Genomic DNA, 620 nt, shown 5'->3' with positions numbered 1-620 from the left:
GAGCACGACGTAGTACTCGGTGGCGATCCGGTGGTGGTGGGTCACCGCGTCCTGCACCTGGAGCAGATGCACGCTGGCCTGGCCCTCGCTCTCGGCGATGAACCCTCGGCGGGTGGTCCCGCACGAGCAGCTTCGGGCGGGAAGGTCGTCGAGCTGAAGTACCGCGAAGCGATCGGACATGGCCGGGCCTCCCTGCGGGAAAGGGCTTTCTCTGCGGTACGGTGACGCTAGCCGGCACGACGAAACGCCGTCAACAGATCGAGGGGGCGGGCCATGGCGACCCTGTCCGATGTGGCCCGCCGGGCGGGCGTCTCACCCGCCACCGCCTCCCGCGTCATCAACGGCAGCAGCAAACCGGTCACCGACGAGCTGCGCGAGCGGGTGCTCGCCGCCGTCGCCGAGTTGCAGTACGTGCCGAACGCGCACGCCCAACTGCTGGCCCGCTCACACCGCAGCGCGGTCGGGGTGATCGTGCACGACGTCTCCGACCCGTACTTCGCCGAGATCACCCGGGGACTGCAACGGGTCGCCACCGACCAGGGCCGGCTGCTGATGATCTGCAACAGCTACCGGGACCCGGACCGCGAGTTGGAGTACGTGGAGCTGCTGGCCGGGCACCC

The 620-nt window shown here is 69.7% G+C and carries 2 protein-coding genes; one reads left to right on the top strand and one right to left on the bottom strand.

What is annotated here, in order from left to right:
- On the bottom strand, positions 1-180 hold a 180-nt coding region (locus PSH25_RS29040), incomplete at its 3' end, for a cupin domain-containing protein (protein ID WP_502361365.1).
- 93 nt (positions 181-273) lie between these two features.
- Between PSH25_RS29040 and PSH25_RS29035 the strand changes: the two genes are divergently transcribed.
- A partial coding sequence (locus PSH25_RS29035) for a LacI family DNA-binding transcriptional regulator (RefSeq protein ID WP_238662058.1) occupies positions 274-620 on the top strand: 347 nt, incomplete at its 3' end.

This window comes from Micromonospora foliorum (assembly GCF_022229015.1).
Taxonomy (GTDB): Bacteria; Actinomycetota; Actinomycetes; order Mycobacteriales; family Micromonosporaceae; genus Micromonospora; species Micromonospora foliorum.
Note: the sequence above shows the minus strand (reverse complement) of the source record. Positions and strands in the feature narration are given on the sequence as shown.